At 44.6% G+C, this 26,951-nt stretch carries 25 protein-coding genes; 11 read left to right on the top strand and 14 right to left on the bottom strand.

Annotated features, from left to right (window positions below; genetic code table 11):
* Positions 1-23: 23 nt before the first annotated feature.
* The 8 genes from ACYTPF_RS05335 (at position 24) to galE (ending at position 8,010) form a co-directional block, all read left to right on the top strand.
* On the top strand, positions 24-422 hold the full coding sequence (locus ACYTPF_RS05335) for a hypothetical protein (RefSeq protein ID WP_461851429.1): 399 nt from the start codon (positions 24-26) through the stop codon (positions 420-422).
* A gap of 4 nt (positions 423-426) precedes the next feature.
* On the top strand, positions 427-2,256 hold the full coding sequence (locus tag ACYTPF_RS05340; RefSeq protein WP_461851430.1) for a polysaccharide biosynthesis/export family protein: 1,830 nt from the start codon (positions 427-429) through the stop codon (positions 2,254-2,256).
* 2 nt (positions 2,257-2,258) lie between these two features.
* On the top strand, positions 2,259-3,038 hold the full coding sequence (locus tag ACYTPF_RS05345; protein WP_179982576.1) for an ABC transporter permease: 780 nt from the start codon (positions 2,259-2,261) through the stop codon (positions 3,036-3,038).
* Complete coding sequence (locus ACYTPF_RS05350; RefSeq protein WP_269918828.1) at positions 3,035-3,709, top strand: ABC transporter ATP-binding protein; 675 nt, start codon at positions 3,035-3,037, stop codon at positions 3,707-3,709. Before ACYTPF_RS05345 ends, ACYTPF_RS05350 begins: the two co-directional genes overlap by 4 nt.
* Before the next feature lie 12 nt (positions 3,710-3,721).
* The gene (locus ACYTPF_RS05355; protein ID WP_179982575.1) at positions 3,722-4,840 is read left to right on the top strand and encodes a capsule biosynthesis protein; all 1,119 of its coding nucleotides are present in this window, start codon (positions 3,722-3,724) and stop codon (positions 4,838-4,840) included.
* 214 nt (positions 4,841-5,054) lie between these two features.
* Complete coding sequence (locus ACYTPF_RS05360; protein WP_461851431.1) at positions 5,055-6,575, top strand: peptide MFS transporter; 1,521 nt, start codon at positions 5,055-5,057, stop codon at positions 6,573-6,575.
* Between the two features lie 113 nt (positions 6,576-6,688).
* On the top strand, positions 6,689-6,991 hold the full coding sequence (locus ACYTPF_RS05365) for a DUF6170 family protein (RefSeq protein ID WP_179982573.1): 303 nt from the start codon (positions 6,689-6,691) through the stop codon (positions 6,989-6,991).
* Positions 6,988-8,010, top strand: a complete 1,023-nt coding sequence (gene galE, locus ACYTPF_RS05370; protein ID WP_461851432.1) for a UDP-glucose 4-epimerase GalE — start codon at positions 6,988-6,990, stop codon at positions 8,008-8,010. The genes ACYTPF_RS05365 and galE overlap by 4 nt, the downstream gene beginning before the upstream one ends.
* Before the next feature lie 201 nt (positions 8,011-8,211).
* Here the strand turns inward: galE and ACYTPF_RS05375 are convergent, their stop codons facing one another.
* From ACYTPF_RS05375 to ccmA, 10 genes are all read right to left on the bottom strand, one after another.
* Complete coding sequence (locus ACYTPF_RS05375) at positions 8,212-9,156, bottom strand: MlaA family lipoprotein (protein ID WP_461851433.1); 945 nt, start codon at positions 9,154-9,156, stop codon at positions 8,212-8,214.
* Between the two features lie 2 nt (positions 9,157-9,158).
* Positions 9,159-10,469 carry a c-type cytochrome biogenesis protein CcmI gene (gene ccmI, locus ACYTPF_RS05380; protein ID WP_461851434.1) on the bottom strand — a complete coding sequence of 437 codons (1,311 nt, stop codon included), beginning with the start codon at positions 10,467-10,469 and terminating at the stop codon, positions 9,159-9,161.
* Positions 10,466-11,017, bottom strand: coding sequence for a cytochrome c-type biogenesis protein (locus tag ACYTPF_RS05385; RefSeq protein ID WP_461851435.1), 552 nt, complete (start codon positions 11,015-11,017; stop codon positions 10,466-10,468). Before ACYTPF_RS05385 ends, ccmI begins: the two co-directional genes overlap by 4 nt.
* 2 nt (positions 11,018-11,019) lie before the next feature.
* Positions 11,020-11,676, bottom strand: coding sequence for a redoxin family protein (locus ACYTPF_RS05390; RefSeq protein ID WP_461851436.1), 657 nt, complete (start codon positions 11,674-11,676; stop codon positions 11,020-11,022).
* Positions 11,676-13,733 (bottom strand): heme lyase CcmF/NrfE family subunit, encoded by a 2,058-nt coding sequence (locus ACYTPF_RS05395; RefSeq protein ID WP_461851437.1) that lies wholly within the window; start codon positions 13,731-13,733, stop codon positions 11,676-11,678. Before ACYTPF_RS05395 ends, ACYTPF_RS05390 begins: the two co-directional genes overlap by 1 nt.
* Before the next feature lie 3 nt (positions 13,734-13,736).
* Entirely contained in the window at positions 13,737-14,231 is a 495-nt protein-coding gene (gene ccmE, locus ACYTPF_RS05400; protein WP_461851438.1) for a cytochrome c maturation protein CcmE, read from the bottom strand.
* Positions 14,232-14,304: 73 nt separating this feature from the next.
* The gene (gene ccmD / locus ACYTPF_RS05405) at positions 14,305-14,514 is read right to left on the bottom strand and encodes a heme exporter protein CcmD (protein WP_461851439.1); all 210 of its coding nucleotides are present in this window, start codon (positions 14,512-14,514) and stop codon (positions 14,305-14,307) included.
* Position 14,515: 1 nt separating this feature from the next.
* Positions 14,516-15,304, bottom strand: a complete 789-nt coding sequence (locus ACYTPF_RS05410; protein WP_461851440.1) for a heme ABC transporter permease — start codon at positions 15,302-15,304, stop codon at positions 14,516-14,518.
* On the bottom strand, positions 15,304-15,969 hold the full coding sequence (gene ccmB / locus ACYTPF_RS05415) for a heme exporter protein CcmB (RefSeq protein ID WP_179982563.1): 666 nt from the start codon (positions 15,967-15,969) through the stop codon (positions 15,304-15,306). The genes ACYTPF_RS05410 and ccmB overlap by 1 nt, the downstream gene beginning before the upstream one ends.
* The gene (ccmA, locus tag ACYTPF_RS05420; RefSeq protein ID WP_461851441.1) at positions 15,969-16,592 is read right to left on the bottom strand and encodes a cytochrome c biogenesis heme-transporting ATPase CcmA; all 624 of its coding nucleotides are present in this window, start codon (positions 16,590-16,592) and stop codon (positions 15,969-15,971) included. Before ccmA ends, ccmB begins: the two co-directional genes overlap by 1 nt.
* A 259-nt stretch (positions 16,593-16,851) precedes the next feature.
* Here ccmA and ACYTPF_RS05425 point away from each other — a divergent pair, with 259 nt between their 5' ends.
* Both ACYTPF_RS05425 and ACYTPF_RS05430 read left to right on the top strand, forming a co-directional pair.
* The gene (locus tag ACYTPF_RS05425; RefSeq protein ID WP_461851442.1) at positions 16,852-19,413 is read left to right on the top strand and encodes a flagellar hook-length control protein FliK; all 2,562 of its coding nucleotides are present in this window, start codon (positions 16,852-16,854) and stop codon (positions 19,411-19,413) included.
* Positions 19,414-19,424: 11 nt separating this feature from the next.
* Positions 19,425-19,742: an EscU/YscU/HrcU family type III secretion system export apparatus switch protein gene (locus tag ACYTPF_RS05430; protein WP_461851443.1), complete on the top strand. Its 318-nt coding sequence runs from the start codon at positions 19,425-19,427 to the stop codon at positions 19,740-19,742.
* Between the two features lie 241 nt (positions 19,743-19,983).
* On the opposite strand, the gene ACYTPF_RS05435 is transcribed toward ACYTPF_RS05430, so the two are convergent.
* From ACYTPF_RS05435 to ACYTPF_RS05450, 4 genes are all read right to left on the bottom strand, one after another.
* Positions 19,984-21,180, bottom strand: a complete 1,197-nt coding sequence (locus ACYTPF_RS05435; protein ID WP_179982560.1) for an ABC transporter permease — start codon at positions 21,178-21,180, stop codon at positions 19,984-19,986.
* A complete protein-coding gene (locus tag ACYTPF_RS05440) occupies positions 21,164-21,985 on the bottom strand; it encodes an ATP-binding cassette domain-containing protein (RefSeq protein WP_118490106.1) in 822 nt (273 codons plus the stop codon). The genes ACYTPF_RS05435 and ACYTPF_RS05440 overlap by 17 nt, the downstream gene beginning before the upstream one ends.
* A gap of 305 nt (positions 21,986-22,290) precedes the next feature.
* Entirely contained in the window at positions 22,291-23,337 is a 1,047-nt protein-coding gene (gene recA, locus ACYTPF_RS05445; RefSeq protein ID WP_179982559.1) for a recombinase RecA, read from the bottom strand.
* A gap of 286 nt (positions 23,338-23,623) precedes the next feature.
* A complete protein-coding gene (locus ACYTPF_RS05450; RefSeq protein WP_461851444.1) occupies positions 23,624-24,163 on the bottom strand; it encodes a CinA family protein in 540 nt (179 codons plus the stop codon).
* Between the two features lie 144 nt (positions 24,164-24,307).
* Here ACYTPF_RS05450 and mutS point away from each other — a divergent pair, with 144 nt between their 5' ends.
* Positions 24,308-26,920: a DNA mismatch repair protein MutS gene (mutS, locus tag ACYTPF_RS05455; protein WP_461851543.1), complete on the top strand. Its 2,613-nt coding sequence runs from the start codon at positions 24,308-24,310 to the stop codon at positions 26,918-26,920.
* The last annotated feature ends 31 nt before the right edge of the window (positions 26,921-26,951 follow it).

The following is a 26,951-nucleotide window of genomic DNA, read 5'->3' on the forward strand; positions in this document are numbered from 1 at the left end:
TTGCTATATGGATATGAAAGCTAATGTTCAAACAATTCCAACGTTTAATTTTGCCGTTCGCACTAATTGTGAGCGCCGCAGGGTGTACTAACTCACCTACAGTTACCGAAGCTGACATACCCTTGGTGCACTCTTCTCTTGCATATTCCCTAGCACCGGAAAAAGAGTCTGCAATAAATATTCCAAAAGCCAATATTTATTTTGATAAAAAAGAATCTTTTTCAATACGCTTTGGCGGCTATGATTACGCAGCCACCAAACACTACATTTCAGCCACCGGCAACAAGTGTATCCGCTTTTCTTTACAAGACGGTGACTCTGTTCAACCGGGCGCGCAGCGCAAAGTAACCACTTGCCAGCGAGATGGGCGATGGAAAGTCGTTTCTCCTCTCGTAGTTTCGACAGCCGCGCAAGGTGAATAAGTTAATGAAGTTTATGGATATAAAAAACACAATCAAAACGCTTTCAGTAACAGCGTGTTCAGCAGTAGTTGGCTGCCTTCTTTTGCAACCTGTTTTCGCACAAAGTGTCGAACAACTGCAGCAGCTAAGAGAAAGGGCTCAACAATCGCAGAGCGGAGGTGTTACACAATCGGTCTCTCCTCTGAGTATATCAACGCAACGAACTTTACCTGGCGCTACAGGCTCAGCAAGTTCTATGGGGCAATTTTCTACTCAGCCGCGAAACGGTGTAAATTTACCTGGAGAGCCTACTATTGATACGGTTTTCCCTGCCCAACCCCCTATGGAAAATCCTCCATTTGCTGCGAACCTATTTATTGGTGGCTTTGAGTCAGAGCGCAGTTCAGGCTTAAACGACAATTACTTGGTTGCGCCTGGTGACAAGATAAATATTTGGTTATGGGGCGCAGTCAATTTCTCTAGCGTAGTTACCGTCGACAACCAAGGCAATATCTTTATTCCTAACATCGGTCCTATCCGCGTTGCGAATACACCGGCAGGTAGTGTAAACCAGACAGTTACTGCAAAAATTAGACAAGTCTACACAAACGACGTGAATGTCTACGTAAACCTACTGACATCGACACCAGTATCTATATTTGTATCAGGGCCAGTATTGCGCCCCGGCCAATACGCAGGCCTTGCTTCAGATAGTGTGCTCTATTATTTAAAACGTGCAGGCGGCATCGACTTCCAGCGCGGCAGTTTTAGGCAAATAGATGTCGTTCGCAATGGTAAGGTCGTCGCATCTGCAGACTTGTATGCTTTTTTTAGAAGTGGAAAGCTTCCAGAGGTATCCTTTAAAGACGGCGACACCATTTTAGTGCACCCAATTGGCAACACTATCGTTGTTGAAACCGGAGCCCGTAATAGCTTTACCTTTGAATTTTTAAATGAAGAGCTTAACGGTGGTGTGGTTAACTACTTTGCACGTCCCGGTGAATTCGCTTCTCATGCCTCAGTATCAGGTGTTCGCAATAATAAACAGTTCGCACGTTATTTAGATTTAAAAGAGTTCGCTTCTTTAGAGCTAAGCGCAGGCGACACGGTAGAATACATTGCGGATCATGAGCCGCAAATATACCGAATCAATGTTGCAGGCGCTTTCGCAGGCGCATCACAAATCATGGTTGATAAAGGCGCACGCTTACTTGACGTGTTAGACCATATTGAAGCTGATACCACGCTCTCTGACACACAAAATATCTACCTACTTAGAGAAAGTGTTGCCGTCAAACAAAAGGAAATTATTGAAGAAGGCCTACAGCGTCTTGAGAGAAGCATGTATACCGCACCGATAAGCTCGACTGGTGAAGGTGCTATACGCGCTCAAGAAGCACAGCTTGTTGCAGACTTTATTGCTCGAGCAAGGCAAGTAGAGCCCCAAGGCCGTGTTGTTGTATCTGAAAACGGCGACATAGCTAATATTTTGCTTGAACCTAACGACACTATCGTCATTCCTGAAGTAACTGACTTGATACATGTAGGCGGTGAAGTACTACTACCGCAATCTGTAGTATTTAACCCAGATGCAACGACTGAAGATTATGTAGCTTGGGCTGGCGGCTTTACCGAACGCGCTGAAGACGAGCGTATACTTATTGTTCGCAAAAACGGTAACGTCACTTTTTCAAGTGTGAGCGACTCATTCCTTTCAAGCGACGAAAACAAGCTTGAGCCGGGGGATCAGATTATCGTTCTGCCTGCAATTGATACCAAAGTACTGCAAGCGGTTAAAGATATCACCCAAATCGTTTATCAAATTGCTATTGCAGCTAACGTTGCTACTAACTAGACATGGTAACGTTTAAAGATCAGCTCTATGCATGGAGGGGCGTAATTTTTGCGCTTTTCCTGCGTGAGCTTCAAAGTAAATTTAACGATAAGTTTGGCTTGGGCTGGGCATTCCTCGAACCTTTTATTTTCATTTTTGCTCTTTCATTTTTTAGAAGCCTTCTACACGACGGAGATGTTCATTCAATACCACTCTTTATATTTATGATGATTGGATTGATGGGGCTGCAAACGTTCACTTCCTGTATGAATGGTGTTTCTACTTCAATACGAAGGAATAAACCGCTCTACGCTTTTAGACAAGTTCAGCCATTTGCTGCAATTTTAACTGCTGGGTTTCTAGAGTTAATAATAAAAACTACCGTGGTTTTCCTTTTGTACATTGCCCTGTACCTTTTAGATGAAACATTTGTTCTTAATGATCCTCTACTTCTCATATTTCTCTTCACGTTATTGTGGGTGTTCGGTGTCGCGGTTGGTATAGTATTCGCTATCGCCAGCGCATTTGTTCCCGAAGTAGACAAAATTAAGTCTATGCTATCTAGGCCTCTACTATTCATCTCTTGTGTATTTTTTAGCCTTCAGGACGTACCTGAAGAAGTTTGGCCTTATTTAACTTGGAACCCTTTAGTCCACTTTAACGAGTTAGCCAGATTCGCATGCTTCGAGTCATACGGGAAACACGGCGTTGAGTTAGGCTATATTTTAGAAGTAACAACGGTTGCCCTATTTCTAAGCCTTTCGATGTACCACATCACGTGGAAGAGGGTGCTATCTCGATGATCAGAATAGAAAACTTAACAAAGAGCTATCCCAGTAAAATGGGCCCTCAGTATATATTTAAAAACTTAAATTTTGATTTTCCAACCGAGAATAACGTCGCAATTTTAGGTAAAAATGGTGCGGGTAAGTCAACCCTTTTCCGCATGCTAGCGAAAAGTGAATACCCCGACAAAGGCCGCGTTTTAACAAACAAATCTATGTCGTGGCCGGTGGCTCTGCAAACGGGTGTGCACCCGCAAATGACCGGGCGTGAAAACACGCGCTTTGTGGGAAGAATCAACAATGTTAAATCGCTTCCTGAATACGAAGAAAAGGTGCAACAGTTCGCTGAGTTGGGCAAACGCTTTGATTTACCGGTCAAAACTTACTCGTCAGGCATGCGCGCCAAATTGGTGTTTGCATGCTGCATGAATATTAATTTCGATATTTACCTTATCGATGAAGCGACATCAGTAGGCGATCCGCTTTTCAGAAAAAAAGCGCGTTTATCGCTTAAGGAAAAAAGCGAGCAGGCCGGCGTTATCATGGTGAGCCATGAGCTTGACCAAATTCGCGAATTCTGTACCTCTGCCGTCATCATTGACGATGGAAAACTCACTTATTATCACGATCTCGAAGAAGGCATCGACGTTTATACGCAGGATGCAGACAATAAGAAATCACTTAAATAGGTTCAAATCACAGTGGAAAAATCTCTTACACAGCTCAATGCCCTTCTAAGTAAACACAAAATGCTGTTGCTTGTACTTCCTTGGGTACTGTATGCCGCCTATCTTGTTCTATGGGCGGCACCGCAATACGAAAGTAAAAGTCAGCTTATCGTTAAATCAAGCGATGGCGGCAGCAGCTTTGACCCGTCTTCTCTATTAATGGCAGCCGGCGTATCTGGCGCATCTGGCGGTACAGAAAGTCAGCTAGTGGAAGCGTATATTCAATCTGCCGATATGATTAAGTATCTGGATGACACTATTGGTCTTCGAGAGCATTACATGTCAGACAAAGCTGATATGTTTAGCGGCCTATCGTCCTCTCATAAGCAAGAAGACTTTTATCAGTTTTACTTAAACCATATTGAGGTAAGCGTCGATTCAGCGTCTTCCGTAATTAGCCTGCGTACCCGTGCTTTTGACGCAGAATATGCCCAAATTATCAACCAAGCTATTGTTGATAAGGCAGAAGAGTTTATCAACAACATCAATAACAACTTAGCGAAATCAAAGCTTACCTTTGCCAAAGGCGAGCATGAGATTGTTGAGCAAAAGCTTCAACAAGCAAAGACGGAAATTTTAGGTTTTCAATCTAAATACAACGTGCTTGACCCTACAGCTGAAGGCGCAGCGTTTCAACAGATTGCTTTTTCATTAGAAGCAACCCTTGCCCAGAAAAAGGCCGAGCTAAGCACCATGTCCACTATGATGTCTAACGTCGCACCTGAAGTCATTAACATCAAACGTGAAATAGCCGCCCTACAAAAAGAAGTAGAAAAGCAGAAAGAGCGTATCAGTACCGCTGAAGGGGAAAGCGAGGCCCTGTCAGTGAGTGAGCTTATGGCGCAATACAGTAACCTTCAGGTTCAGCTACAGCTCGCCATTCAAGCGTATTCTTCATCGCTTATCACCCTCGAAAATGCACGTGTAGAGGCGTATCAAAAGTTGCAACATTTGGTCACGGTAGAATCGCCTACCCTTCCAGACGATAATGCTTACCCAACGGTAATCTATAACCTGGTTCTTTTCGGTGTGTCATTGCTGCTTATTTACGGAATTGTAAGAATCGTAGTTGCTACCATACGCGAACTTTAGGGTCTACCTTTCACCAAACCCTTATATCAATTGGCTAAGTCGATTAAGACTTAGTCAATTGACACCGCTTTAATGAAGTTTGTCGCCCAAATCTTGTGTCTTTAAGCAAGCTCTAGTATAAGAAGCTATCCGCCTTACGGACGACTATCAAAGAGCCTATCCTATAAGTGCTCTACAATAACAACCATAAGCAATATGGAATTAAAATATAATTATGAAACCATCTAACGATACTAGCTTTTTCGGCCATCCAGGGGGCCTAAGAACGCTATTCTTTACAGAAATGTGGGAGCGCATGAGTTACTACGGTATGCGCGCGCTACTTGTTCTTTTCATGACAGCAAGCTTACAAACTCAAGGCTTGGGCTTTACTGTTGCAACCGCTGGCGCTATCTATGGCCTGTATACTGGTGCGGTATACTTTTTAGGTTTGCCTGGAGGTTGGCTAGCTGACCGCTTAATCGGTGGTAAAAGCGCTGTATGGTACGGCGGCATTATCATTTTCGCAGGTCACGTAGTACTTGCTATAGACTTACAAAACTTATTTTTCGTGGGTCTTATTCTTGTTGCTTCCGGCACAGGCTTACTTAAACCCAATATTTCAGCCATGGTTGGTCAGCAATATGGTGAGGATGATGGCCGTCGTGACAGTGGCTATGCGCTGTATTACATGGGTATTAACATTGGTTCTCTTATCGCCTACCTAGTGACTGGTTATTTACAAGAAAACTGGGGTTGGCACTATGCATTCGGTGCAGCTGCTATTGGTATGGCTATTGGCCTAATTCAATATTACTTCAGCAACCGCTCATTATCGGCTGATTCTGTGGCGCCAGCAAATCCTTATCAAGGAGCGGCCAAACAGCGTGCATGGATGTGCGTATGGGCAGTAGTAGCACTAGCTTTTGTGGTTATAGTTCTTGCGCACATGGGCACCATCGTTATTGAGCCTGTTGCCCTTGCTCAGCAAGTTGCCGTTGCTTTTACGGTCATCTTCTTCCTTTACTTCGGCTTTATTTATTTTAAAGGCCAACTAAGCGACAACGAGAAGAAGCGCATGTGGGCGCTGTTCCTAGTCTGTGTTGCATCTGCGTGCTTCTGGTCTGGTTTTGAGCAAGCAGGCTCTTCGTTAAACCTATTCGCGCAGAACTATACCGACCGTGTACTTGAAAGCGGTTCGCTTATCACTTCTCTATTCGGAATGGATGCAATTCCAACCGTATGGTTCCAGCTTTCAAACTCGCTATTCATTATAATTTTGTCGCCTTTCTTCGCCGCCCTTTGGATTAACCTTGCTAAGCGAATGATAGACCCGTCGTACACCATTAAGTGTGCTATTGGTATCGTTATTATGGCATCGGGCTTCTTGGTAATGTTTATGGCGTCACAATACGCTGCTCAAGGCCTTAAAGTTGCGCCTATGTGGCTTGTTACAACCTACTTCTTGCATACGGTTGGTGAGCTTTGCCTAAGCCCAGTTGCACTAAGCGCCGTAAGTAAGCTTTCGCCTAAGCGTTTTGCAGGGCAAATGATGGGTGTGTTTGTACTAACCTACTCTATCGGTAACATTATTGCTGGCCTGCTTTCTGGTAACTTTGATCCAGAGAAGGTTGAGCAAATGCCTGACCTGTATCTTCAAATTGCCCTATTCAGTATAGCTATTGCTATCGTGATTGGTTTAATGAGCTTTAAGTCTCGTTTCTGGGAAAAAGCAGGTATTGAAGAAAAAGCGTAATTTATTGTTAGCATGTTTTAAGTGTTAACCAATTACCCTACAATAACCGCCGCAACGTAACGTTCCGGCGGTTTTTTATTTAAGGTTTCGAAATAAAGGCTTAGAGCAAACCTATGAAGTTTTATTTTTCTACAAGAGACATTCCTGCTTTAAAAGGTCTTCCTTTAACAGAGCGCGTTAAGTTGCTCGACAAGGCAGCAAAACGGCTTACTGTTCCAGAAAAGACCTTACTGAATGTTCTAAAGCTACTCGTTATCGTGCCTGTGTTTGCTCTTATTCTTCAAACCGCATCAAATTGGACCTCGTTACTCTGGGCTTTTGTGGTATTTTTAGTTTATCCATTGGTTATAAAACCTATTCAATATTCCATATGCGCTAAATACATTGCGCAACCGTCTAGCAAGGAGAATGCATGAAGACCATCCTAGTCACTGGTGGTGCCGGCTATATAGGTAGCCACACAGTTCTACAGTTACTTGAACAAAACTACGGTGTTGTCGTACTCGACAACCTAGCCAATTCAAGTGCTGAGTCGCTGCGTCGCGTGGAAACACTGACGGGCAAGTCGGTGACATTTGTTCAAGGCGATATTCGCGACACTGCTGTATTAGATGACATCTTCAGCGAGCATAGTATTTTTGCTGTTATTCACTTTGCGGGCTTAAAAGCCGTTGGCGAATCTGTACAAAAGCCCCTTTCGTACTACGAAAACAACGTGTACGGTACACTTACGCTATGTAAAGCCATGCAGAAGCACGATGTGAAAAATATTGTGTTTAGCTCCTCTGCTACGGTTTACGGTGACCCTGCATCGCTTCCGCTACGAGAAGATATGGCTACAGGCCAACCGACAAACCCTTACGGTATGTCTAAGCTGATGGTTGAACATATGCTCAGTGATCTTTATGTATCAGATAGCGATTGGAACATAGTGTTGCTTCGCTACTTCAACCCAGTTGGCGCGCACGAGTCGGGCCAAATTGGTGAAGACCCTAACGGCATTCCGAACAACTTAATGCCTTATATCTCTCAGGTTGCTACCGGTAAGCTAGAGCAACTAAGCGTATTTGGTGATGATTACGATACCGTTGATGGCACTGGTGTTCGCGACTACATCCATGTTGTAGATCTCGCAAACGGTCACTTAAAAGCGCTCGATCGACTTAACCTAAACATGGGACTAGATAAGTACAATCTAGGTACGGGTCAAGGCTATTCTGTAATCGAAATGATTAAAGCGTTCGAAAAAGGTTCGGGTAAAACCGTATCTTATAAGATTGCACCCCGTAGAAGCGGCGATGTGGCAGCCTGTTATGCCGACCCAACTAAAGCTGCCACAGAACTTAACTGGCATGCTGAAAAAGGCTTAGAAGACATGTGCGCAGACACATGGAACTGGCAGTCGCAAAACCCGATGGGCTATCCAAAGGACTAGTTTGTCGTTTGAACGCTGCCAGTAGGCATGTTCACATACCAAGAATAAAATAGCCATGCTGTTGCATGGCTTTTTTGTTTGAGCATATATAGCTTGGGTGACGTTGAAGTAAAGGTTGAGGTTGGGGTTGAGATTAGATAATAATAAATAACCCCTTCCCCCGAACTTTATCCGACTTCGTTCAATTTATTGCTCTATTCTCTATTTATCGTCTTTCGACTTAACGTCTTTTTCTTTTAGCTTAGCTTTCTCACTACCATCAGCTGACGTGTCTTCTGAATCTGTAGGCTCATCAACTGCTTCTTCCGACGATTCTTCATAGCTATCAAAGTCATTACCTTCTAACATTGCTTCAAAATCAGCAAAGTCGTCTAGCTGCTCATCATTAATTGCTTTATCGCCGCTTTTACCGTCTGTAACGCGAAATTCTAGATTCTCAAAATAAGCATTTTTAACGAACGCATAATCGTCCACCGACTGCTCAAGCTGCGCTTCTTGATCAAGTAATTGCGCTCTTGTTTCAAGCACCGAAATACCGATACGCGCTAAGTTTACTGACCCTTCGAGCAAAGACATAGGAAAAGCAAAACCGTCAACATAGTCACCGGTAAAGCTTCGCGGGTCGCTTGGACCTAAAAAGGGCAACATTAAGAAAGGCCCAGTATCTAAACCCCACACGGCCAGTGTCTCGCCAAACTGCTCACGCTTGCGCTCAATGCCAATTTTTGACGCAACATCAAAGGTGCCAACTAATCCTACTGTGGTGTTAATTAAAAAACGAGCCAAGCTATCTAAGCCATCATCAACCTTGCCTTGAAACATATTATTCAAAAAGTTCGCAGGTTCTTGTAGGTTGTCCGTGATGTTCACCAAACCAGTTCGCGCAGGCTGAGGCATCACAGTCACGTAGGTAACCGTTATTGGGCGCAAGATATAGGCATCCAACACATCCCAGTTAAAATCCCAAATCTCGCGGTTAACTGACTCTAATGGGTCACGGGGGTCTGAAGTATCCACTACAGCCTGGTTCGCCCCAGCGTCTTGAGAATACGCTTGAGCCTGATCTTGAGTATGGTTACTCGCACAGCCACCTAAAAGACTTGCGGCAATAATCAACCCGGTTGCGAGTGATTTAGACAGTTCCATACTTATAATTCCTTATCAATAATAACGCTTAGTGAAGATATTTCGTTGGCAGTAACGCTTGCACTCACACTACCTTGCCATTCGCCTTTTGAAACTGCCACATTACCATCTTTGGATAGTCTTGCGGTAACCATCACATCAGAAAGTGTGGCCAGCGTGAATTGTGGCATCATTGCGTTCTCTGTGGTTAGAGTAACGGAAACGGGGAAGTCATCTATCGGCAGTTTAACCACAGCAGCAGGCATTTTGTTGTCAGAGTTCGCATCTTGAGCGAACACTATCAAGAAACCATCTTTAGGCGCTTTTATGTAAGCGTCGTCAGATAAATTCACCGTAATATTAAAGCCGGTTTGCGCTTCGCTACTAGTATTTTTCGCTTCGCTACTGGCATTTTGCGCTGTTGGTGTATCAGTAATTTCAGCAGCTGTATTTTGTAGCGCTGCCATTTCACTGGTATTCCCTTGTAGCTCTTTTATACGCTCAACTAAACGCTGCGCCATATCGCTATCAGCTGGCAACTTACCTTCAACTTGCTTATAAAAACGCTGAGTATTTTCAAGGTCGCCAAGTTGAGCAGAGACCACCGCCATCATCAGCGCAAGATTATCATTCTCAGGATTGTCGTTTAGCAAGCCCAACAAGATAGATTGTGCACGTTCTAAGTTGTTTACATCCCCTGTGGTCATCAAGGCCTGAGCAAGCGTAATGCGATTAGCAGAGTTAGACGGTGCCAAACTTACCGCTTTATCAATAGCTTCAATGGCCTGTACTTCTTGGCCAATACTGAGCATTAATCTGCCAAAATACATCCACCCGGTGTCATCTTCGGGCTCTTCTCTCAAACGCTGGCGTATAGCAAGAGCAAGGCTAGCAATGTCTTGTTGGGTCAGGTTATTCGCATTACCGCTGGCAAGCTGTTTACTCAATTCGGGTAACGCTTCAATGGCTTGTGCTGCCTGGGCAACACGGCCCATTTGGTTTACCTGTGCATATACAATCACTCCGCAGGCTATCGAAAGCACGGCGCCAATCGCGAGCGGAAGTTTTGCATTACCCGTTTTATGAGATTGGAACGCGCTTTCATCTACCAGCGCAAGCTTGAGTTCATCAACAGCTTGGCGCTTATCATGTTCGCTGATCAAACCTTCTTGCACTTCACGGTCGAGCTCTGCAAGGCGCTGCTTAACAATTTGCGTATTGCTTAAACTATCTTGTTTTGCGTGATTTTTATTACGCAGCCATGGGAAAGCGACAATTAATAGAACAAGCGTAATTAAGCCTGAAACAATGATATAAAACTCAGACCAACTCATTCTTTCTCTTGCTCCAACATTTTGTCTGCTTTGGCTAACTTAGCGGCCATATCTTCAGGTGGCGTTACCGATTTCCGGCGAATTACAACCAACAAGGCAATGAATATAAACAATACGGGGCCAGCCCAAAGCCACAGTGTCGCAGCCGTAACAGGCGGTTGGTAATGTACAAAGTCGCCATAGCGCGACTTCATAAATTCAATGACTTCCTGCTCTGTTTTGCCCTGTTTAAGTAAGGTGTATACTTTTCGGCGCATGTCGTGGGCAATCATGGCGTCGCTATCTGCAATATTCTGGTTTTGACACATTGGGCAACGCAGTTCAGCGGTAAGTTTTAAAAAGCTCTCACGTTGCGCTGAAGTGTCGAAGGTAAATTTATCTTCAGCGGCGTGTACCGAGAAAGCGCCAACTATCAGCAAAAGGGCAAAAACCCTAGTCACTAGCGTTTTAAAAACGGAAAAGTTGATAGTTATATTGTTAGCAACATGCACATCTGTATCAACCTTATAGGCTTCACAAGGTATATGGGTAGCTTTGCTAGCTAACATCCTCACTCACCTCCTTGAACACTTTGGGCGTCACTCATTACAGCGTCAACGTCCACTTTCCTATCTTCACTTACTTTGCCAGACGCTTCGGCAACTAGCTTATTGTAAAGCGGACCAACTTTTGAATTCCACACGCGCTCATTAATATCGCCTATGTGATGCATACGTATAATGCCTTCAGCATCAATCACAAAGTGCTCTGGTGCACCAGTAACGCCAAGGTCAAGGGAGGTATCGCGATAAACATCGAAGATATTGTACGCGTAGGGGTTGCCATAGCGGCTGAGCATGTCTGTGACTTCTTGCTGAACGCGACTAAGTGTTTTTGTGCCAAAGTCTGGGTCTAAATCCTGGTCGAAATACAACCCCACAATGTGAACATTTTGCTCATTCTTAAGCTGGGTAAGATACGGCATTTCGACAGCGCAAGTCACACACCACACCCCCCATACATTTAAGATAGTCACCTTTCCTTTTAAATCTTCTGGGGTATAGATTATATCTGGCTGCATAAGATCTGGAAGTGAGAAAGCAGGTAATGTTTTATCTTGAACTTGAGAGTCTAGCTCTCTAGGGTCAGAAAAAAGCCCTTTGAATAAGAAAATAACCAGCAAAGAAAACAACACCAATGGAATCGCAACAAGTGGAGCTTTTTTCATTACGCGTCTCCTTTCACTGAAGTATTTGAAACAACGGATGCTTGCTCATTGCCTGTCGATGAGTTCACGTCATTATTGCCACCAAATACTCGCTTTATCTTTTTCACCTTAGCCATACGGTAACGCTTGTCACTAATGGAAAAAATGCCGCCTATCGCCATTACTACAGCGCCAGCCCATAGCCAGATAACAAACGGTTTAATGTAAATACGAATGGCCCAAGCACCGTTGTCTAACGGTTCACCCATAGCAATAAATAAGTCTCGTGCTAGGTTTGAATGTATAGCCGCTTCTGTCATTGGCATACGCTGTACGATATACAAACGCTTTTCCGGCTCTAAATGCGCGATTAATTCACCGTCTTGATAAACGTCGAATACGCCTTTGTCCGCCTCAAAGTTCGGACCTTGAACTTTGACGACATCTCTAAAACTAAAGTCATAACCGCCAAGAGAAACGGTATCGCCGATGTCCATGCGCACATCGCGCTCCATTTCGTAGTTTGAAACCAGCGTAATGCCGATAATGCAGATAGCAAAACCCACATGGCCCAGCACCATTCCCCAGTGACTTGGCGTAAGCTTGCGAAGTTTAGCTAGCACCGATGCATTATCACTGTTACTTGATGGCATAGCCGATAGACGCTGCATCACCTCTTGCACTGTAGTGACTAAGATCCAAAACACCAACACCATGCCTAAAACGCCCATATAAGTTGGTTCATCATAGGCAAAGTTCACTAACACACCTGCACTTAGCGCAATACCGCCAGCGATTAATAGCTGTTTTTGTAATTCACTGGCTTTTTGCTGTTTCCAGCGCGTAAGCGGGCCAAGACCTAGCATTAGTACAAAAGGCACAATCAATAAGGTGAACATTTGATTGAAGAACGGAGCGCCTACCGAAATACTGCCTAGGCCTAACTCTTTATGTACAAGTGGCAACAGGGTACCCAACAATACAACCAGTGTTGCTGCGCATAAAAAGACATTATTTCCCATTAACAACACTTCACGGGAAAACGCTTGATAGCGGCCTGGGCTTTTAAGTGAAGCAGCACGCATAGCGTAAAGCAGTAAGCCAAAGCCACTAAGTACAATCAATATTCCCAGTATAAATAAGCCTCGAGTAGGATCGCTTGCAAACGAGTGCACCGAAACAATTACCCCTGAACGCACTAGGAAAGTGCCAAGTAAACTCAAACTAAATGCGGCAATAGCAAGCAGTACGGTCCACGACTTAAACGCCTTACGCTTTTCGGTAACGGCTAACGAATGCATTAGCGCAGTACCGACCAGCCAAGGCATGAAAGAGGCGTTCTCTACTGGATCCCAGAACCACCAGCCACCCCAGCCAAGTTCGTAATACGCCCACCAGCTGCCCAGCGCAATACCTACGGTAAGAAAAGCCCAGGCAGAGATAACCCAAGGCCTTGACCAGCGTGCCCAGGTTGAGTCTAGCTGACCTGAAATTAATGCTGAAATTGCAAAGGCAAACGCGACAGAAAAGCCAACATAGCCCATATAAAGCATAGGCGGGTGAATGATCATACCAAAATCTTGTAGCAGCGGATTCAGATCTCGCCCGTCGACTGGGAAAAACGGCAGCATGCTGTTAAAAGGGTTTGAGGTAAGCAGCATAAATAAGTAAAAACCAATGCCTACCATGCCTAACACCGACAGTACTCTAGCGACCATAGCAAGTGGAATACCCTTGCTGAATATCGCCACAGCCACTGTCCAGATTGAAAGCATCAGTACCCACAGTAGGAAAGAGCCTTCGTGGCCGCCCCATACAGCGGTAATTTTATAATAGATAGGAAGCCGGCTATTTGAATGCTGCGCAACGTAAGCCACGCTGAAATCATCGGTAACAAACGCATAGGTCAAGCAGACATAGGCAATAAGTGTAAACGTAAATAGGCCAATAGCTAACGGCTTGGCAGTAGCCATTAACGTTTCATGCTGACGATGCGCCCCCCATAAAGGATAAACCGCTAATAAAATAGACAATACCAACGCTAGCGTTAGCGCTATATTTCCAATCTCAGGCACCATAAATTATTTGCCTCCAGTGCCGTTAGACGACTCGTAGGAAGGCATATTGTCAGGTTTAACGTGTTTAATGCCTTTCATTTTTTCTGCCAGCTCAGGTGGCATGTATTCTTCATCATGTTTAGCAAGTACTTCCTGCGCTTTGATATTCTTCTCGCCGGTAAGTATCCCCGTTGCCACAATGCCCTGACCTTCGCGGAACAAATCAGGCAAGATGCCTGTATATGTCACAGTAACCGTTGGACCAGTATCGATTAGGTCGAAGCTCACAGCCAAACTCTCTTGATCTCTTTTCACACTGCCAGGTACCACCATACCGCCTATACGAAGACGCTGGCCAACCTGTGGTTTTTGTCCATTTTTGCCTTCAATAATTTCGCTGGGCGTATAAAAAAGGTCAATACTGTCGTTTAGAGCGTAAAGCATCAATCCAATTGCACTTACTACTAAAAAACCGATAATTCCTACTACGGCCAATCGCTGCTTTCGTCTCGGGTTCATGCAACTCTCACTTCGAAAAAACTAATAAACGATAAAAACGCAAACAAATGCCAAATTAAATTTTAACGCTAAACTAAGCGTTATCTCGCTGTTGCTGTCGCGCTTTTTTAATGCGCGCTTTGCGTTCTTTTTCCACCACCACCTGCTTTAAAAGGCCGCGATGTTTAATAAAACTTTGTACGGCGACAATAGCCATTGCCGCAAAAGTAACGCCAAACGACAGCCACACGTAAAACGCATAGCCGCCCATAGCTAAAAAATCGGCAAAGGACTCAAACTGCATCTTAATTGCCCTCTTTTCCAAATGTATTTGCCGTATCGCTTTGCTGCTTTGACATTGCTTTCATTGCCAACGTTTGTACCCAAGGCCTGTGCATTTCTCGTAATACAATTTCGTTGCGTAGACGCACTGTGGTCACAGCACCAATAAAGAAAGCAAAACCCAGTAAGTTAATTAACAGCGGCCATAACATTTCAGGCGCAATCGAAGGGTTGTCAAATTTACTGATTGTTGCGCCTTGATGTAACGTGTTCCACCACTCTACTGAGTAATGAATAATGGGGATATTAACAACACCAACAAGAGCCATTACGCCTGCGGCTTTACCAGCCTGTTGCTTGTCTTCAAATGCACCGTAAAGGGCTATAACCCCCATGTACAAGAAAAGTAGAATAAGCTCTGATGTCAGGCGCGCATCCCATACCCACCAAGCACCCCACATAGGTTTACCCCAAGCCGCCCCTGTGAACAAAGCGATAAAGGTCATTACTGCGCCAATGGGCGCCATGGCAATCATGCTCATATAAGCAGTACGCCACTGCCAAACCATACCGACGAGGGCTGCAATTGCCATAGCAACATAAGTTCCCATAGATAAAATGGCGCTAGGCACGTGAATGTAAATAATACGAAACGAATCACCTTGCTGATAATCTTGGGGCGCAAAGGCAAGCCCCCATATAGTGCCTATGCTCAAACACACTAAAGCACCAACCCAAAACCAAGGCTGTAAAGTTAGACAAAGCTGGTAAGCACGCTCTGTTTTTGCGTAGGGGTGTAACCACTTCCACATTAGTTTTGACTCACTTTTAAAGAATACGCGATGGCAAACGGTGCCAATGCCGCAGCCAATAAAAGCATGGCGGCAATAATAGCAAGTTGCGCATGATAAGGTAATTGCAGTGCGGCAGAATCCACAGCCGACGTGGCAAATATTAGTAAAGGAATAAAGACAGGGATAAGTAACAGTGCTAAAAGTACCCCGCCTTTTTGCAATCCAACGGTAAGCCCTACCGCAATGGCACCAATTAAAGAAAGTAGCGGCGTACCCAGCAGCAAAGTTAAAACAAGCGCGATATACATATCCACTGTTAAATTCAAGAACATTGCTAATAACGGGGAAAGCAAAAATAAGGGCACGAAACTAACCAGCCAATGTACGGTCACTTTCACCGCGCTTACCGCTGGCAACGCCATGCCAGAAAGTATGTACTGCTCTAACGAACCGTCTTGAAAGTCATCGCGAAACAGCCTTTCCATCGCCATGAGAGAGGACAGTATGGCGGCAATCCAAATTACCCCTGGCCCAATGCGCTGAAGGGTATCGGGGGACGGACTAACGCCTAACGGAAACAAAGTCACTACCATGGTTAAAAACATTAGTGGCTGCACTAACTCTGCTTTTTGCTTAAACGCAATCTGTATATCGCGCTTGAAAATTCCTCGGTATAGTGACATCAGAAGCGATACTCCAAATCGAATACGCGGTGTTCACCTGCCGTCTTTGACAAAGGTTGGTGTGAAGTGGTGATAATGAGACCGCCGCCGCTAATGTGCTCTTCCATACTAGTTTCAAGCATATGAACCCCTTTCACATCTAGCGCCGTAAACGGTTCATCCAATATCCATACCTTTGACGGCTTTAGCCACAGTCTTGATAGCGCAACACGACGTTGTTGCCCTGCAGATAAATACCTTACCGGCACGTCTTCAAGACCAACTAACCCCACTTTTTCTAAAACGTCATATAGTGTATTAACTGGTACCGATACCTTGTGCTGGGCTAACCAGAACGACAGGTTATCTAATGCCGAAAGGCTACCATTAGTGCCGCTTTTGTGACCTAGATAAAGGAGATCATGGTAATAGCCTGACTTGTCCTTAGATACGTCTATTCCTTGATAAAAAACGGTACCTAGATCAGGTGAGCTTAGCCCGGTGAGAATGCGAAGCAAGCTGGTTTTCCCCGCGCCATTAGGTCCACGCAAATACAGCAATTCACCAGCACTAACGACAAGTGAAAGACCCTCAAAAAGGGTTCTGTCTCGTTTGCTGCATGTTAACCCGCGCGCCTCTAACACTGCCTAGCTACTCCAACGTTCAGAAGAGGTTATAAAAAATGGCGCTAGTCTACCACATGAACGCTTTTTCGCAGTCGCGAATTCCAATTAAATATGATTTACTTCAACGACAAAGGCATTTTCACTTAGGTTATCTTGCCTTTGATGGGAAGTTTTTCTTTTTCCTATTGGTGGCCCTGCGTAAATTGGAAACAGCCCTTAATAGCTTTGCTATACTTTAATTAGTAAGGAAAAGCGCCACCGTGCCGATATTACAAACATGACAACACCATTATCATCACTATTGGCAGCCGCTTCGAATCCATCTTCTGGCTCGGCTTCAGAATCCTTATCACAAACAGGAAGTGTAAACGCTGCGGCTCATGGGCAAAAAGGAAGTACGTCTCCCGCTATTACTAATGCCACATTGTCTCAGGCAGCCGCGTTAGATAATGCGGCAAAAGTAATAGTTGAACGCTTGCCCGAACGCGTATTAGCGATAAGCGCCCCGGTAAATAATATTCCTTCAAGTAGCGCTGTTTCAGCACCGCAAACACTAAATATTGTTTTACCCGCCGAGACAGATGCAAAACTGCCAAAGCAAGCAATTAACAATGCTCAGCTTGCTCTCGTGCCTCAAAGTACTCTATCTGACCAATCTGGTTCTCAGCGTGCGGTATTGCTTTTTACACGTTCCTCGCAACAGAACGTCGTATTAACGCCCTCTGATAAAGCGAATTTGTTCAAAGCCGTGGCAAAGGCGCTCGCTGCAAATAATGCTGCCGTGACCCTTAAAGGTGAACTCGCTATTTCAACAAAAAGCGAGAGCTTCGGGCAGCTTCAAATTAACACTTCCAAAAGCGACGTCCTGCCCCTTAACGGCATTAGTACTGAAAAGCTTGATAGTGGTGCTAAAACCGCACTTCAAAAGCTGCTTGGACAGCAAGTTGTCTTAAGTCTAAGTAGAGAAAGTAATGGTCATATCACACTTCAGGTTTCTCAGGAGCTCTCAAAAGCAGGCAATGATCCAAGAGTTAACGCCGGTAATCTCGCCACCATTACACACAAAAATATAAGTGCTAATTTGCAACAGCAGGTTATTGCAAGTTCGATTAGACAAGGTGGCGTCGCCATTGAACACAATTCCAATAACCCTCCCAGTCTTAATACTGTTATAAAAAGTTTAGGCACCAAACCCGACGCATTAAAAGCTGTATCTGCGCTAACCTTGATTGATAGCAAGCTTTCAATACGTACAGTGCAACAAAGTCCGGTGGTACAAATAAGCTTGCCTCAGAGCAGCTCATCTTCCTTTGCCATTCCTTCTTTAAAGGCAGAACAGGTAAACAAACTCGACCTATCACAACTCCCAAAAGTAACCGCAAAAGGCATCGATACCGTTTTAGATAAGGGTGCTGGAAGTATCCCATTTACTGTTGCGCACATTAATAAAGAAGCCCCCACATCACTTAAAGGCTCGGATGTACACAGGGCGATCACCGCCCTTTCCCGAGTCTTACTAAGCCAGACGGGCAATACAAACCAAGCGTTAAGCCAGCTTGTCACTATCGTTGAGAATGGAAAGTTATCTCAAGATGTCGGTGCGACCAAAGCGCCTGATGTACAGCATATTGATAAGATATTACAGCAGCTAAAAGGCCTTGATGCGCTCAACAGCAAACCTTCTCAAGCCAGAGCGTTTAATGGGGACTTTATCGGACCACCCAAGCCTACTATTGAGCAATTGATGGCGGCGTCAAATGCGTTAAAGCAATCGAAGACCAATGGGTCTGAAGAAACGGGGGGAATACAAGGAAAGGATAGTGGAAGTAAATCACCCTCTGTATCACAGGTATCACTTGCCTCCCTAGCTCAGTCTTTAAGCACACAAGCAAAAGGGTTATCAAATAGTTTACTGAGTAGTATTGCTCAACAGTTGGCAGCTATACAAAGTAAGGGGGCAGAAGCCTCCCCTATTATTTCAGACACCGACAAGCTTCTTGCTGGCGTAAAAGCAAGCGAAAGCTTCGTGGGAGAGAGCGTAAATACTGCCAACGACGTTAATAGCGGGCCTAAAAAGCTCGCACTAGACATGAACGACCAAGGATTATCTCAACGCTTGCAGCAGCTTATCTCAACACAAGCCTTGGTGACTACTCCGGTTAATTTAACATCGCCTGTAAGTTCATCGAGCTTCGTACAAGGCATGGTTGCTTTAGTTCAGTTGGCGCTAGCAGGCCGAGCCATGCAAAGACAGCCTAGCTTAAAAACCCAAATAGATGCACCTGACTCTATCGTTTCAAAGACGCTATCGAATATGGGAGTGACCACTCAACCAAGTCGCGTTAGCCAAGACATGAACCAGTTAGACGGGCGCCAGCAGTTGCTTTCTCAACTCAAAACCTTGCTAAGCAGTCATCAGCAAAGCAAAGTAGCGAATGTCGATTCCCGTATTCAAGGACAAGATAGTTTCTATTACGTTTTACCGTCGCTTTCACAACATCACAGTCCGCCCGAGCTCTTGATAAGTCGAGACCAAAGCGGGCAGAAACATAAACACGCACAAATAGGCCAGCGCTCGCTTTGGAATATCACGATGAAACTAGACATTGGAGATAGCGGGCAAGTATTGGCGAAGTCAAAGATTGATAAAGACACGATTAACTTAGACTTATATGCATCGAACGATGAAGTGCTCAGGCGTATTGGCGACACACTACCCTACCTGCATAAACGCCTTTCCTCTCTCGGACTTGTGGTTGAAAACACAAGTTACCAGCGAGGCCATATCCCTGAAACGTTAAACACACGCCCTCATCAGATATTTGAAGCTAGGGTTTAGGTAGAAGGAGTATGACTGATTCTCAAAAGACAAAACGCGCTATTGGCCTAAAATACGATGGCGGCGACAAGAAAAATGCGCCGAAGGTAGTATCTAAGGGATATGGAGACTTAGCTGAGGCAATAATCGCCATGGCTGAAGAAACTGGAATTCTTATTCATGAAGACCCTTACTTAAGTGAAGTTCTCAACACATTAGATGTAGGACAAGACATACCCGAGTCACTTTATTACGTCATCGCTGAACTTCTTGCTTACTCGTACGTTTTGCAGGGAAAAATTCCTCCTGGGTGGGAAGGTATTATTAAACGGGTGGATTTTGAAGTGTGAGGGTAATACCAATTTCAATAGGTAATTACACAACGTCATTTATATCGACAAACTACCCACTTCTTTTTCATAAGTGATTGGTTAATGACAAGCTCGTTACTGTGTACGCTTAGGTCTTTGACTACTTGAAGTTGTCATAAAGAAATCCTCTTTATGTCAACGTATTTCAGGACGGGACATCTATTTAAAAAAGAGCCCGCGTTAAGCGAGCTCTTTTGCTATTCACTCAATACTTTTCAGACTATCTAAACAGTACTTTTTCTTTGTTAAACCAATGGATACAAAAGAAAATAAGACCTGCCGCAATGACTGCTGTAGACGTAAATATGCCAAATAGCGCGAAGTAATCCATAGTGCCTTTGAACAGCTCTTTCATGGCAAGGGCTACGTTAGTAAGCGGTACCCAAACCCAGCCACCTTTTAGCTCTACTCCCGGCATCATCGCAATGATTACGGGGAAGATAACCACCATAATTAGTGACCCCATATAGCTTTGCGCTTCTTTAAAAGAGCGGGCATAAATAGAAAGCGATAACAATACCGCCGCAAATACTGCGACCACTGGCACTAACATCAAGAAAATCAGTAAGAAGTCTACAAGACCTATCATTGACATGATCTCAACGACGAATTCAACAGCCATGCCTTGGGATAACACTAGCCCCCATATCGCCATGGAAGACACCGTTATTAGCGCGGTAACAATACCTGCGGTAGCTACCGTAAAGAACTTACCTAATACCAACTTGTGACGATCCATTGGCGATATAAGCAGGGTTTCTAAGGTACCACGTTCTTTTTCACCTGCGCCCAAGTCTGAGGCTGGCGCCATGGCACCTTGTAGGCACAAGATGAATATAAAGTAAGGCAGCATACCGCCTAAACGTTCACCCCACACTTCGCGATCATCCGCCACATTTTGCTTTTCTATTTTAATGGGCTTTAGTAAAGCCTCTTGCTGGGTTTCATCAAGGTTTAGCTGTGCAAACGCGCTTTGCTGAAACGCGTCTGTATATTCATCAATAATATCGGAAACACGCCCCATAACTTTGTTTAGGCCTGCATCGTTTAAATAAAGCTGAATCTTATGTTGCCCTGAACTTAATACATCACTATCGAAACTCTCTGGTATAACCAACACAAAGTCCAACGTTTCGTTTTTAATGAGTTTGGCATAGTCAGTCTCATCGCCAATCATAACTGGCTCGAATTTATCAGAAGCGTCGTTAAAAGACTGCACAATTTCCGGTGCATAGGTTTCGCCAACAATCGCGTATTTCAACACCGCGTTCTCTGCTTTGTCCGCCGCTGAACTCATAAAAAAGAATGCGACACCAAAGATGGCAGGGAATAATAAAAGTGGTAAACCAATCATAAATATGATGGTTTTCTTATCCCGTAATAGCTCTTTGAACTCCTTTTTAAAGATTAACCACATTACCCATCTCCTCAGAATCCATTGAAAGTGTTTTTAGGAAGCTCTTGTGCATTTGCCCAGCCTCTGCACCATTACCAGAAAGTGCACTAAAGGCGGCAAGCGAATCGTTAAATACTGTTTCTCCTTGATTAATGACTGTTACTTTGTCACAAAGAGCTTGTACTTCGTCGAGGTGGTGAGTAGAGAAAATTACCGGTGTACCTTTATCCTTAAGACGTTGGATAAATTCCATTACGGTACTAGTCGCCATAATATCAAGGCCAGTTGTAGGCTCATCGAGAACCACCAACTCTGGCTCATGAATAACCGCACGGGCAATCGACACTTTTTGTTTCATGCCTGATGAAAAATTCTCCGCTCTTCTATCAAGGAAGGTTTGCATATCGAGCAAGTCAGCTAACTCTTCAATACGTGCATTAATCACATTTTTTGAAATGCCGTGTAGCTCACCGAAGTAGCTAATATTTTCACGCCCACTTAAACGGCCGTATAGACCCGTTGAACTGGAAAGAAAACCAATCTTTTTTCGCGCAATGTTTGGGTTAGAAAGTACGTCTTCGCCACCTATGAGCACTTTACCGCTGTCGGGTTTAAGCGCTGTTGAAAGCATACGCAATGTAGTGGTTTTACCTGCGCCGTTAGGCCCTAGCAGTCCCAGAACCTGACCTTTTTCGCAAGTAAAAGACACATCCCTTACTGACTGAAAATAACGCCCTTTTAAACGCGGGTCCTTCTTCTCTTGTTCGCTAAGCTTTTTCGGGTTTTCCACCGTAAAGCGTTTAGCGAGACCTGATATTTCAATCATTCCCTTTTCCCTCTTGATGTAAGCTGTTCTCAATATTAATCGTTGTTCAAGGCATTATTTGCTGTAGCCGCAAATTTCCCTTATTCATATTCCGAAATGTTGAACCTTGGAAATACCCCAAAAGCCAATCTTTCTTTGTAGTCTTCGCTTATCGTACTTTATTACAGCATTCCCTGTTTTTATTTTTTGTACAAGTTTCAACCGGATATTAAGTGTTAGTAAATATTTCTTAATATACCCTGCGTAGCAAAGGCATAAAAAAACCCACCTTTCGGTGGGTTTTTAAGATACTTGTAAAACCTATCTTATTCAGGAAGAACGTCGTCTTCGCCCTGTGGCAAGGCTTCTTCAGCCTGCATGGTTTTAGAGAGCAATAACTCTTGACGGATCTTGGTTTCGATCTCATTAGCGGTTTCAGGGTGTTCCTTAAGATACTTCATTACGTTCGCTTTACCTTGACCAATGCGATCGCCTTTGTAGCTGTACCAAGCGCCGGCTTTATCAACAAGCTTCTGCTTAACACCAAGGTCGATAAGCTCAGCCTCTTTACTAATACCTTCACCGTAGCGAATCATAAACTCGGCTTGCTTAAACGGAGGCGCGACTTTGTTCTTCACTACTTTCACGCGGGTTTCGTTACCTACTACCTCGTCGCCTTCTTTCACTGCGCCGATACGGCGGATGTCTAAACGAACAGAAGAGTAGAACTTAAGCGCGTTACCACCGGTAGTGGTTTCTGGGTTACCGAACATTACACCAATCTTCATACGAATTTGGTTGATGAAGATACATAGCGTATTAGAGCGTTTAATGTTAGCCGTAAGCTTACGCAACGCTTGTGACATTAGACGGGCCTGAAGACCAACGTGAGAATCACCCATGTCACCTTCAATTTCCGCTTTAGGTGTAAGCGCTGCTACCGAGTCAACGATAACAACGTCTACTGCACCTGAACGTACTAGCATGTCGCAAATTTCTAGCGCTTGCTCACCAGTATCAGGCTGAGATACCAATAGTTCATCGATGTTTACGCCAAGCTTTTCAGCGTAAACTGGGTCTAGAGCGTGCTCAGCATCTACGAACGCACAGGTTTTACCCTTCTTCTGCGCTTCAGCAATAACTTGAAGCGTAAGCGTTGTTTTACCTGACGATTCAGGACCGTAAATTTCTACTACACGTCCACAAGGTAAGCCACCTATACCTAGAGCGATATCAATGGTTAGTGAGCCAGTAGAAATCGCTTCAATATCCATGGCTTGATTGTCGCCTAAGCGCATAATAGCGCCTTTACCAAACTGCTTTTCAATTTGGCCAACTGCGGCGGTTAAAGCTTTTGATTTGTTATCGTCCACGTATGTATCCTCTAGGATTTGCGGTTAAATTCTTTCTTAGTACTAATTTACGTTCTTGATGACGAAGGCAGCTGTAATGTTGGAAAACGCTGTACCTGCTTCACCTTAATCAACTAATTGTTCGTTAACTGGCTACACATTAATCAATTGCCTGTAACACTCAATAGCCTGAACACTCAATTACTTGTTACATACTTGCGTTAATGATTTCGCTAATTAGAAAGTAAACGTACCAAATAATGATCACATTCTATACTGTACAAGCATACAGTTTCAACCAATGTTTTTAAATTTCGCTCAACATTTTAACTAAGTGTGTTATGGCAAACGTAATAGCATGCTCTCGCACTTCGTCTCTATCGCCACTAAACACCTTTTTAACTTGTTCTTCTTTCTGATCACATAAAAAGCCAAACCACACAGTGCCTACTGGCTTTTCTTCGCTGCCTCCGCCAGGTCCAGCGATGCCGCTTACGGTCACAACTAACTGCGCACCGCTATTACGTCGCACGCCTTCTGCCATTTCTTTTACCGTTTGCTTCGACACTGCACCGTGCTCATTAAGCGTCTGCTCGGTAACGCCTAATATGTTCTGCTTCGCATCATTTGAGTAGGTCACCCAAGATTGATTAAACCAGTCAGAGCTTCCCGACACACTGGTGAAAGCAAAAGCAATCCCCCCACCTGTACAGGATTCTGCACTAGATACACTCCAACCTTTTGCTCTAAGTGCATCTCCTAATGCCTGAACTTGCGCAGATAATGCGCTATCAAGCTTTAAAGGGCTGGCGTTTGCCGTCGAATCAGTTGAAAATGTTGTGCTCATTTGGATATACCTAGTTACACCTGTTGTGCTTTATCAGATCTTCGCTTGATCTTAGTGGGCGTGAGTTTATCATTTATTCCCCTTAACAGGCATTAAACCCAGCAACAAATTCGCAGAGGCATTTTTTTGGAATCACATACTCCTATGATGCGCCAATACCTGACTATTAAGGCGCAGCATCCGAATATTCTACTATTTTATCGCATGGGCGACTTTTATGAGTTGTTTTACGACGATGCCAAAAAAGCTGCGGAATTACTGGATATATCGCTAACAGCAAGAGGGAAATCTGGCGGCGAACCTATCCCTATGGCGGGTGTGCCCTACCATGCGGTTGAGAGCTACCTATCGCGCTTAGTCAAGATGGGCGAGTCGGTTGCCATTTGTGAACAGGTTGGCGACCCTGCCACCAGTAAAGGCCCTGTTGAACGCGCAGTGCAGCGTATTGTTACTCCCGGCACAGTGACCGATGAAGCGCTACTAGAAGAACGTCGCGACAATATTCTTGCGGCAGTGTGCGGTCATAGTATGCATTATGGTTTGGCAACATTAGATGTCACCAGTGGCAGGTTCGTTATCTTTGAAAGCGATAGTGATGAAGGCCTATTGGCGGAGATTCAGCGCATTAACCCAGCAGAACTTCTTTACCCTGAAGGGTTTGAAAGTTTGGCATTGGTTGAAAACCGCAAAGGGCTTAGACGCCGTCCTGAATGGGAATTCGACATAGACACCGCTACAGAGCAATTAAACGCACAGTTTGAAACCAAAACATTAGATGGCTTTGGAATAAAAGGCGTCACTAAAGGCTTAGGCGCAGCCGGCTGTGTTTTACAATATGTAAAGGATACCCAGCGCACTGCTCTGCCTCACATTCGCCGCATCCAGACCGAACAGCAAGACAGCCGCGTTCAGCTTGATGCTGCCACCCGCAGAAACCTAGAACTTACCCATAATTTGTCGGGCGGACAGGAAAATACGCTGTTCAGCGTGATGGATACCACCACTACGGCCATGGGTAGTCGTATGCTACAGCGTGTTATTCACTCGCCGTTGACCGATCAGCACGAACTGCACAGCCGCTTAGATGCTGTTGAAACTTTCATTAATGATGACCCTGAAGATATTCGCACCGCGTTAAAGCACATTGGTGATATAGAACGTATTATGGCGCGCTTAGCCCTTCGTTCAGCGCGGCCACGGGACTTTGCTCGCCTAAAAAATGCGTTTAATGCATTGCCTGACTTACAAGATGCCCTAGCTCGATTCGACACAGGCCAAATCAGAAGTATTAGCGAAACCATTGGCACTTACCCTGAGCTTCAAGCCCTGTTAAATGATGCCATTATCGATAACCCACCAGTGGTAATACGCGATGGCGGCGTAATTGCCGAGGGCTACAACGCCGAACTTGATGAATTGCGTAAGCTATCACAAGGAGCTACCGACTACTTAGACGCTATGGAACAACGTGAGCGCGAGCGCACCGGCATTTCTACGCTAAAAGTGGGATATAACAAAGTTCACGGGTTCTTTATTGAAATTAGCCGGGCCAACAGTGCATTAGCGCCTGCTGAATATATTCGCAGACAAACCCTTAAAAACACTGAGCGCTACATAACACCAGAACTTAAAGAGCACGAAGACAAAGTATTAAGTAGCCAAGGCGCTGCACTTGCCCTTGAAAAGCAACTTTATGAAGCACTGTTCGACAATTTTGCACCATACCTAAACAGGTTAATTGAAACGGCTTCTGCGCTAGCTAAGCTTGATGTACTGTGCTGTTTTGCTGAACGTGCCGTGTCACTTGATTGGTATCGCCCAAACCTAAGCCAAGAATGCGTACTTACCTATGACGCTGGTCGCCATCCTGTAGTTGAAAACGTGATGAAAGACCCTTTCATTGCTAACCCACTTCAGCTAGATACCGAACGCCGCATGTTAATCATTACCGGTCCTAACATGGGCGGTAAATCAACTTTCATGCGACAAACTGCGCTGATTGCGTTACTAGCCTGTATTGGTAGCTTTGTACCTGCTGAAAACGCCCATATAGGAAAGCTTGATCGCATATTTACGCGTATTGGCGCATCGGATGATTTAGCCTCAGGTCGCTCTACCTTTATGGTCGAGATGACAGAAACGGCGAACATCCTAAACAATGCCACAGAAAACTCGCTAGTATTAATGGATGAAATAGGACGCGGCACCAGTACCTATGATGGTTTATCACTGGCTTGGGCCTGTGCAAGTTACTTAGCAAAGCAGCTTAATGCTTATACGCTTTTTGCTACCCATTATTTCGAACTTACTGAGCTTCCTGAAACACAAAGTGGCGTGGTGAACGTGCACTTAGACGCGATAGAATTTGAAGATACCATACGCTTCATGCATACGGTATCAGAAGGCGCAGCGAGTAAAAGCTTCGGTTTGCAGGTTGCTCAACTTGCAGGTGTGCCTAAAGCGGTAATAAAAGCGGCCCAACAAAAGCTTGCCGTATTAGAGTCGTCACATCTCATGACCAGTGACGAGGCTGAAACTGCTGGTAAATCAACTGAGTCACAGCGTACTCGTAAAGACCTAAGTAAAACAAGCGCCTCAGGCAAAGCCAAGACAAACTCAAAAGGCCAAGCGGAAATGCTATTTCCAGATAAACCACACCCAGTGGTAGAGACACTTGAAAACTTATCGCCCGATGAGCTATCACCGCGCCAAGCGCTAGACCTTATTTACACACTTAAGCGTCTAAGCCAGTCTTAAACCAAGCTTAAGCGCGTATAAATTGCGCATC

It is taken from the genome of Alteromonas sp. HB246098 (genome assembly GCF_054890645.1).

Bases quoted from the DNA above. Each gene is read 5' to 3' on its own strand.
- galE (WP_461851432.1), top strand. From the start codon at position 6,988: ATGAAGACCATCCTAGTCACTGGTGGTGCCGGCTATATAGGTAGCCAC.
- ACYTPF_RS05450 (WP_461851444.1), bottom strand. From the start codon at position 24,163: ATGAGCACAACATTTTCAACTGATTCGACGGCAAACGCCAGCCCTTTA.
- ACYTPF_RS05375 (WP_461851433.1), bottom strand. From the start codon at position 9,156: ATGGAACTGTCTAAATCACTCGCAACCGGGTTGATTATTGCCGCAAGT.
- ACYTPF_RS05425 (WP_461851442.1), top strand. From the start codon at position 16,852: ATGACAACACCATTATCATCACTATTGGCAGCCGCTTCGAATCCATCT.
- ACYTPF_RS05390 (WP_461851436.1), bottom strand. From the start codon at position 11,676: ATGAAAAAAGCTCCACTTGTTGCGATTCCATTGGTGTTGTTTTCTTTG.
- ccmE (WP_461851438.1), bottom strand. From the start codon at position 14,231: ATGAACCCGAGACGAAAGCAGCGATTGGCCGTAGTAGGAATTATCGGT.
- ACYTPF_RS05440 (WP_118490106.1), bottom strand. From the start codon at position 21,985: ATGATTGAAATATCAGGTCTCGCTAAACGCTTTACGGTGGAAAACCCG.
- ACYTPF_RS05410 (WP_461851440.1), bottom strand. From the start codon at position 15,304: ATGTGGAAGTGGTTACACCCCTACGCAAAAACAGAGCGTGCTTACCAG.
- ACYTPF_RS05335 (WP_461851429.1), top strand. From the start codon at position 24: ATGTTCAAACAATTCCAACGTTTAATTTTGCCGTTCGCACTAATTGTG.
- ccmD (WP_461851439.1), bottom strand. From the start codon at position 14,514: ATGCAGTTTGAGTCCTTTGCCGATTTTTTAGCTATGGGCGGCTATGCG.
- ccmI (WP_461851434.1), bottom strand. From the start codon at position 10,469: ATGAGTTGGTCTGAGTTTTATATCATTGTTTCAGGCTTAATTACGCTT.
- ACYTPF_RS05340 (WP_461851430.1), top strand. From the start codon at position 427: ATGAAGTTTATGGATATAAAAAACACAATCAAAACGCTTTCAGTAACA.
- ACYTPF_RS05385 (WP_461851435.1), bottom strand. From the start codon at position 11,017: ATGTTAGCTAGCAAAGCTACCCATATACCTTGTGAAGCCTATAAGGTT.
- mutS (WP_461851543.1), top strand. From the start codon at position 24,308: ATGATGCGCCAATACCTGACTATTAAGGCGCAGCATCCGAATATTCTA.
- ACYTPF_RS05350 (WP_269918828.1), top strand. From the start codon at position 3,035: ATGATCAGAATAGAAAACTTAACAAAGAGCTATCCCAGTAAAATGGGC.
- ACYTPF_RS05345 (WP_179982576.1), top strand. From the start codon at position 2,259: ATGGTAACGTTTAAAGATCAGCTCTATGCATGGAGGGGCGTAATTTTT.
- ACYTPF_RS05430 (WP_461851443.1), top strand. From the start codon at position 19,425: ATGACTGATTCTCAAAAGACAAAACGCGCTATTGGCCTAAAATACGAT.
- ACYTPF_RS05360 (WP_461851431.1), top strand. From the start codon at position 5,055: ATGAAACCATCTAACGATACTAGCTTTTTCGGCCATCCAGGGGGCCTA.
- ACYTPF_RS05365 (WP_179982573.1), top strand. From the start codon at position 6,689: ATGAAGTTTTATTTTTCTACAAGAGACATTCCTGCTTTAAAAGGTCTT.
- ccmB (WP_179982563.1), bottom strand. From the start codon at position 15,969: ATGTCACTATACCGAGGAATTTTCAAGCGCGATATACAGATTGCGTTT.
- ACYTPF_RS05395 (WP_461851437.1), bottom strand. From the start codon at position 13,733: ATGGTGCCTGAGATTGGAAATATAGCGCTAACGCTAGCGTTGGTATTG.
- ACYTPF_RS05435 (WP_179982560.1), bottom strand. From the start codon at position 21,180: ATGTGGTTAATCTTTAAAAAGGAGTTCAAAGAGCTATTACGGGATAAG.